The following is a 7166-nucleotide window of genomic DNA, read 5'->3' as shown; positions in this document are numbered from 1 at the left end:
CAAGAAGGTTGGATGATCCTAACGCGTCGTTTGACGGCGATGTTTGGCGCGCTCGCGCTCGGGAATGAACTGGTCTGGCGCACGATGTCCACAGACGCGTGGGTCAAGATTGAAACTTTCGGGTTTCCGATCCTGTTGTTTGTTTTCCTATGGTCACAATTTGCGATGTTGCAAAAGTATATGGACCTCGAAAGCTGACGCAAAAGTGCGGTTTTGTGCGTTGACGATCATTTCGCACGGGCGTAATCAAAAGACAGTGGCGATTTGATACCGGATTGTGGGCCACTTTAAATATGCCGCTAAAAGGTCAAGGCTCGGGAACCCCGTATGCTTGACCGCATCGGGGTTTTTTCGTGGGGCAATGCCCCCGCGTTTGGAGAGAGCTATGAGTGAAGACTGGAACACCCGCACGAAATTGGTGCATTCAGGCAGTAAACGCAGCCAATGGAACGAAGTGAGTGAGGCAATCTTCCTCACGCAAGGCTTCGTCTATGAGACTGCGGAGCAAGCCGAAGCGCGGTTCCTGAAAACCGAACCTGACGAATATATTTATGCGCGCTACGGCAACCCGACAGTTGCGATGTTCGAAGAGCGCATGGCCACCATTGAGGGCTGTGAAGACGGTTTTGCGACAGCCTCCGGCATGGCCGCGGTGAATGGCGCGTTGATGTCATTGGTGAAAGCGGGGGATCACGTTGTCGCCTCGCGCGCGCTTTTTGGCTCTTGTCTGTACATCTTGGATGAAATCTTGCCGCGTATGGGGGTTGAGGTCACGCTCGTGGATGGCACGAACAACCAAGCATGGCAGGACGCAATCCGCGAAGACACCAAGGTCGTGTTCTTTGAAACGATTTCCAATCCGACGCTGGAAGTAATCGACATTAAAACCGTCTGTGAATTGGCCCATAATGTCGGCGCATTGGTCGTGGCTGACAACGTGTTTGCAACGCCTGTTTTCTCCAACGCGATCGCGCAGGGCGTGGACATTGTTGTCTATTCAGCGACGAAACACATTGACGGGCAGGGTCGCGCACTTGGCGGGATAATCCTAGGCAGTCGCGAGTTGATCCGCGGCACGGTTGAACCCTACATGAAGCATACCGGCGGCTCGATGAGCCCGTTCACAGCTTGGATCATGCTGAAGGGTCTTGAGACAATGGATTTGCGCGTGCGTGCGCAGGCGGCAACGGCGGCCAAGATGGCAGCGGCGCTAGATGGTCACCCGAAACTGGAACGTTTAATCTATCCAGGTCACCCGAGCCATCCACAGCATGAGCTTGTAATGGAGCAGATGGGCAATGGCGGCACGATGTTGTCCTTTGACATCAAGGGCGGCAAGGAAGCATCTTTCCGCGCGCTCAACGCACTTCAAATTGCGATTATCTCCAACAATCTGGGCGATGCTAAAACCATTGCAACACCGCCAGCAGCAACGACGCATCAGCGCCTGCCAGAGGATCAGAAACAGACGCTTGGCATCACGCCCGGTCTGGTCCGTCTCAGCCTTGGTATTGAAGATAGCGACGATCTCATCGCGGATGTTTTGCAAGCTTTGGAAAAGGCCTAAGCACCGCAACTGGCGATCAGATTGGCGCGGTTGTGCAAAGTGGATAGGAGGTGAATTGTCGTGTTTGCCTCTATTCGCTTCGTCTTTGCCACTGCGGCTTTGCGTAATTTCGTAGGAAAAGACGACACTGACCCTATATAAGGGTCGGTAACACTCTTTATTCGGGGGCCTGTCATGAACGTTCGGGCGACAATCAACAGCGAACACACAAGCGATGAGGATGCTGTAAAAGCGCTCGACGTCTTGAAACGCTGGGCCTCTCAGGCAAGCGCTGACGAAATCGACGCGCTTGATCCGAATATGCGCGCGCTGCTCGATGGCGCAACTTACCCTGCGTTGAACAATGAATATCCCACCGATTTCACCGTCGATTCGGCCTACAAAGCCACGTTGCCTGATCTTCAAAATGGCCCAAGCTCGCTCATTCGCGGCTCAAAACAGCTGATTCAACACGTGGGAATTTCAAATTTCCGCCTGCCGATCCGGTTTCACACCAAACATGGTGGCGATCTGACGTTGGAAACCTCAGTGACAGGCACTGTGAGCCTTGAGGCGGATAAAAAGGGCATCAACATGTCCCGCATCATGCGCACGTTTTATCGCCGCGCAGAGGAGACGTTCAGTTTCGATGTGATTGAAGCGGCGCTAGATGATTACAAATCCGATCTCGAAAGCTTTGATGCGCGGTTGCAGATGCGCTTTTCCTTCCCTGTGAAGATCGAGAGCCTGCGTTCGGGTCTGTCTGGGTATCAATACTACGATATCGCGATGGAATTGGCAGAGCAGAATGGCGTGCGCAAAAAGTTCATGCATGTGGATTACGTTTATTCGTCCACGTGCCCATGTTCGCTCGAGCTGAGCGAACATGCGCGCAGCAGCAGGGGGCAATTGGCAACGCCGCATTCCCAGCGTTCGGTTGCGCGTATCTCGGTTGAATTGATCGGCAAATCCATTCTCTGGTTCGAAGATTTGATCGATCATTGCCGTGCAGCGGTGCCAACTGAAACCCAAGTCATGGTGAAACGCGAGGACGAACAGGCCTTCGCAGAGCTAAATGCAGCCAACCCAATCTTCGTCGAAGACGCGGCGCGCCTATTTTGTGAGCAGCTTTTGAAGGACGCGCGCATCGGTGATTTCCGTGTTGTGGCCTCTCATCAAGAGAGTTTGCACAGCCATGATGCGGTCAGTGTTTTGACTGAAGGCCCTAGTTTTGCTGGGAATAGTCTTGATCCAAAGTTGTTCAGCACGCTGTTTCACGTCGGTTAAAATTAGAGCCTTGCTGCGGATGCATTGCTGCAATGCGGAATGAGCAGGGGCCAAAACCTTACAATGCAATTCCGCTGTGTCTAAGTTGATTTCAACACGAACGACATTACACACAGAGGTTACTATCATGGCTGTTCTAGACCACTCCGTTTCAATCGAACCTTCCTTTTTTGCACGCGTTGGTTCTGCAATCGCAACTGCATTTGAAAACTACACGCTCGCGCGTTCACGCTCTGCTGAGTTCGAATATTACGAGAGCCTGAGCGACAGCGAATTGGCTGCAAAAGGTCTGAAGCGCGACGAGATCGCACTGCACGTTTTTCGCGACCACTACCTCTAAAACCCTCCAAACGGGGCGTCGACTTCGTGCATCTGCTTGACAGCGCGAAGGCTTGAGGCCAAGCCTTCGCTTATGTTGGACTTTCGCCCCGTTGGATATGTGATCGGCCTTTTGGTCATGATTTTGGGCATCGCTATGCTGCTGCCCTTGCTCGTTGATATCGCAGAAGCGCGCGGTCACTGGCCTGCTTTTCTTCAAAGTGCCCTTTTGACAATGCTGATTGGCGGGATGATCGCCCTTGCATGTTCTAACGGTGTCAAATCCGGCCTCAACATTCAACAGACCTTTCTTCTGACCACCGGCGTTTGGCTTGCGCTGCCCTTGTTTGGCGCGTTGCCTTTCATGTTTGGGGCGACTGAACTGCGCTTTATTGATGCGTTCTTTGAAGCCATGTCGGGCCTGACAACCACAGGCGCGACGGTCATCACAGGTTTGGATGATCTCCCCAAAGGATTACTGCTGTGGCGTGGTCTAATGCAGTGGATTGGTGGCGTCGGTATTATTGTTGTGGCGATGGTGTTTTTGCCAGAGCTGCGCGTTGGTGGTATGCAAATCTTCCGCGCTGAAGGCTTTGATACCATGGGTAAAATCTTGCCCCGCGCAACGACGATCGCCTCACAAGTGTCCTATATCTACATCGGGATCACCTTGGCCTGCGCAGTTTGCTATATGGTCTTTGGCATGAACGCGTTCGATGCGACCGTGCATTCCATGACGACTGTGGCCACGGGTGGCTTTGCGAATTACGACGCCTCGTTTGGTGCATTTCCTGCGGCAACTGAATACGTCGCTTCGGTCTTTATGATCTTGGCGGCCTTGCCCTTCGTGCGCTACGTGCAGCTATTGAATGGCAACAGCCTTGCCGTCTGGCACGACGCTCAAGTGCGTGGGTTTTTCAAAACGATAGGAATCCTCGTTCTTATTTGCGCGGGGGTTCTTATTTTCGCTCAAGACCGCGCTTTTGAACCTGCATTGCGCCAAGCGATTTTCAACATCATCTCCATCGTGTCTGGCACGGGTTATGCAAGCGCCGACTATATGCTTTGGGGTTCTTTCCTTATTGCGCTGTTCTTCTTTGCTGGGCTGATTGGCGGCTGCGCTGGATCGACTGCCTGTTCGATCAAGATATTTCGCTATCAAATTCTCTTTGCATCTATACGTACGCAAATGCGCCGTATCCATTCGCCAAATGGCATTTTCACACCGCGCTTTGATGGGCGCGCTGTGAGCGAAGATGTGCTCAGCTCCGTCATGTCCTTTTTCGTTTTCTTTATGGTGACCATGGGGCTGTTGGCCGTCGCGCTGAGCATGACAGGTCTTGATCTGGTGACGGCGCTCTCTGGCGCGGCATCGGCACTGGCAAATATCGGCCCTGGCCTTGGACCTGAAATTGGCCCTGCGGGGAACTACGCAGGCCTGAACGACACAGCCAAGTGGCTTTTGGCCGTTGGCATGCTCATCGGTCGCTTGGAGCTTATGGCAGTCTACGCAATCTTAACTGTTGGTTTTTGGAGAGCTTAATATGGATCAACGCCCCCTTGGTGCACAAATTTCACATATGCTAAAAGCGCGTGATGTGGACGTGATTTTCGGAATTCCCGGAGTGCATAATGTCGAAATGTATCGCGGCATCGAAGAGGCGGGGATCACCCATGTGCTGGCACGGCATGAACAGGGCGCAGGTTTCATGGCCGATGGCTACGCGCGCGCAACGGGTAAGCCGGGCGTGGCCTATGTGATTACCGGACCGGGGCTGTGTAATACGATGACACCGTTGGGGCAGGCCTATTCCGATAGCGTGCCTGTGCTTGCGATTTCTTCCTGCCTTGATGAAACATCCGCCAAACGTGGCCAACTTCATCAGATGCTGGACCAAGCGGGGGCGGCGCGGACGGTTTGTGATTGGTCAGAAGAGGTCCGCAGCAGTACTGCGGCCTATCAATTGATTGATCGCGCCTTTGCAGAGTTCGAGGGCGCGCGCAAACGATCAAAACATATACAGGTGCCCATCGCTTTGGCTGGATCATTGGCGGACGCCGCGCCTGCACCTTTTGACGCGCCTATCATCCCGCAAGCGTCGCACGATCAGCTTTATAAAGCGATTGAGTTGCTTCTAACCGCGCAAAAACCAATCTTCGTCTTTGGCGGCGGGGCTGCCGGGGCCGCTGATGTTGTTGGCGATCTCATGCGTATGAGCGGCGCGGCCTCTTTCACGAGCTATGCAGGGCGGGGCGTTGTGCCGATTGGTACGGCCTTGAACTTTGGCGCGGCGCTCGCGCGCGGCGATAGTGCAGACATTTTTGCCCAAGCTGACCTCGTTATTGCGATTGGTACAGAGTTGGCTGAGGTCGATCTGTGGCGCGATGAATTGGGTCACACGTGCAAAATGATCCGTGTGGATCTTGATCCGAGCGTTCTGGCACAAGGCAAACCAGATGATCTGCTCATCCAAGGCGATGCCGAGAGTTTCTTAAGGGCAATGGCGATTGCCATTCCCGCACGCATCGATGATCGTGACCCGTGCTGGGATGCGGAGCTGGTCGCCAATATGCGCGCGCGTTGGCGGAGCGAGGTGGACGCAGAGCGCCCCTATATCGTGCCGATCTGTGATGCTTTGCAGGCGATGTTGCCGGATGATGTGATGGTCTATTCCGATATGACCCAGTTTGCCTATGTGGCTAAAGAAGTTTGGGACATGCCGCGAGCTGGTCATTGGCATCACCCCTATGGCTTTGGCACGTTGGGCTATGCTTTGCCTGCTGCAATCGGTGGCAAAATCGGACTTGGGGCGCAGCCCGTTGTGGCCATCGCTGGGGACTATGGCTTTCAATATACCTTGCAAGAATTAGGCGTGGCTGTTGAGCTAGGTCTCAGTTTGCCGATTATCTTGTGGGACAATGGTAAGCTGAAAGAAATCGAGGATGCGATGGTGCGCAGTCAAATCGCGCCGAACGCAGTGATCGCGCAAAACCCTGATTTCTGCAAACTCGCAGAAGCCTACGGCGCTGCGAGCGCGCATCCTGCATCACTTAAGGATTTGGCGCGCGACATGAAAAAAGCGCTGGCCCATCAAGGACCAACGCTTATCTATGTAACGCCTGAAATCTTAGGCGCTTAAGGCTTATTCCCAGCAGCTGACAAGCACAGTCATGTCAGCTGCGAGGCTCGCCAAATCTTCTGCCTGCAGCGCGGCGCTTTGGCTTGACGCTTTGCCTGAAATGCCCGCACCGGAAAGCATGTCTGCGATGACATCATTCGGGATTGAGAACCCAACACCTGCTGGCAGCGTGCGGCCTTTCACTTCCTTGGGGGCCAAGATGCCAATGATCGCGCCGGCTGTGTCCAGAACAGGGCCGCCAACGTCGCCTGACATTGCGTCCAGTTCCAACCGGTTGAGCGTTGTTTCACCAGCAAGGCCGCGCAGGTCTTCCAAGGTTCCGAACGTCAGCGTTGGCGCGTTCAAGGCGCCTTCAAACGGATATCCTGCGACTGCGATATCTGTCTTGAGACGCGGCGCACCCTCGCGGAAGGACGCAACACCTGCTGGGGCAAGTGCCTCATCTGGGCGCAGCAACGCGAGCCCGTGGGCTTCATCCGTGGCTGCGATCTGCGCGTCATAATCACCGTCAATTGTAATGCGGGAACAGGACTGTACCGCCTCAAGCGTGGTCAAAGCCGCGCCATTGGAGGCGACATAAAAGCCACTGCGCGACAGGCGGGGCGTGCGGATCTTTAGGCCAGAGACCAGATCAATTTGCTGCAACTCATCCATGCCCGCTGTCGGATCGAGCACACCGTCAAGGCGCGCAAAGCTGGCCTGCATTTCAGCAAGCAAACGGGTGCGACGTTCTTCATCGCCTTTTGGCCAAATCAGCGTAAAGCCTTTGACGTGACCGTCTTTCAGGCTGACTTCGGTTTGTGAGATAATTTGATCGTTTTCACCAATCAGCGAGAAGCTGTTGTTGCTGCGGCTACGTTCACCATCAAGCGGTA

7 protein-coding genes and 1 riboswitch are annotated in these 7166 nt (G+C 54.2%); of the genes, 6 read left to right on the top strand and 1 reads right to left on the bottom strand.

Annotation, left to right across the window (positions count from 1 at the left end):
• From ABJQ89_RS07235 to ABJQ89_RS07210, 6 genes are all read left to right on the top strand, one after another.
• Positions 1-198: septation protein IspZ (locus ABJQ89_RS07235; RefSeq protein ID WP_348495585.1), on the top strand; the 198-nt coding region annotated here is incomplete at its 5' end.
• 48 nt (positions 199-246) lie between these two features.
• Positions 247-323: riboswitch (SAM riboswitch) on the top strand.
• 62 nt (positions 324-385) lie between these two features.
• Positions 386-1567 carry an O-succinylhomoserine sulfhydrylase gene (gene metZ, locus ABJQ89_RS07230; protein WP_348495584.1) on the top strand — a complete coding sequence of 394 codons (1182 nt, stop codon included), beginning with the start codon at positions 386-388 and terminating at the stop codon, positions 1565-1567.
• A 174-nt stretch (positions 1568-1741) separates the two neighbouring features.
• Positions 1742-2833 carry a GTP cyclohydrolase FolE2 gene (gene folE2, locus ABJQ89_RS07225; RefSeq protein ID WP_348495583.1) on the top strand — a complete coding sequence of 364 codons (1092 nt, stop codon included), beginning with the start codon at positions 1742-1744 and terminating at the stop codon, positions 2831-2833.
• Between the two features lie 127 nt (positions 2834-2960).
• Positions 2961-3173, top strand: a complete 213-nt coding sequence (locus tag ABJQ89_RS07220; protein WP_348495582.1) for a DUF1127 domain-containing protein — start codon at positions 2961-2963, stop codon at positions 3171-3173.
• 72 nt (positions 3174-3245) lie between these two features.
• Positions 3246-4694, top strand: a complete 1449-nt coding sequence (locus ABJQ89_RS07215) for a TrkH family potassium uptake protein (protein ID WP_348495581.1) — start codon at positions 3246-3248, stop codon at positions 4692-4694.
• 1 nt (position 4695) lies between these two features.
• Positions 4696-6291 carry a thiamine pyrophosphate-binding protein gene (locus ABJQ89_RS07210; RefSeq protein WP_348495580.1) on the top strand — a complete coding sequence of 532 codons (1596 nt, stop codon included), beginning with the start codon at positions 4696-4698 and terminating at the stop codon, positions 6289-6291.
• Positions 6292-6294: 3 nt separating this feature from the next.
• On the opposite strand, the gene ABJQ89_RS07205 is transcribed toward ABJQ89_RS07210, so the two are convergent.
• Positions 6295-7166: serine protease (locus ABJQ89_RS07205; RefSeq protein WP_348495579.1), on the bottom strand; the 872-nt coding region annotated here is incomplete at its 5' end.

Source organism: Planktotalea sp. (assembly GCF_039984035.1).
Taxonomy (GTDB): domain Bacteria; phylum Pseudomonadota; class Alphaproteobacteria; order Rhodobacterales; family Rhodobacteraceae; genus Planktotalea.
Note: the sequence above shows the minus strand (reverse complement) of the source record. Positions and strands in the feature narration are given on the sequence as shown.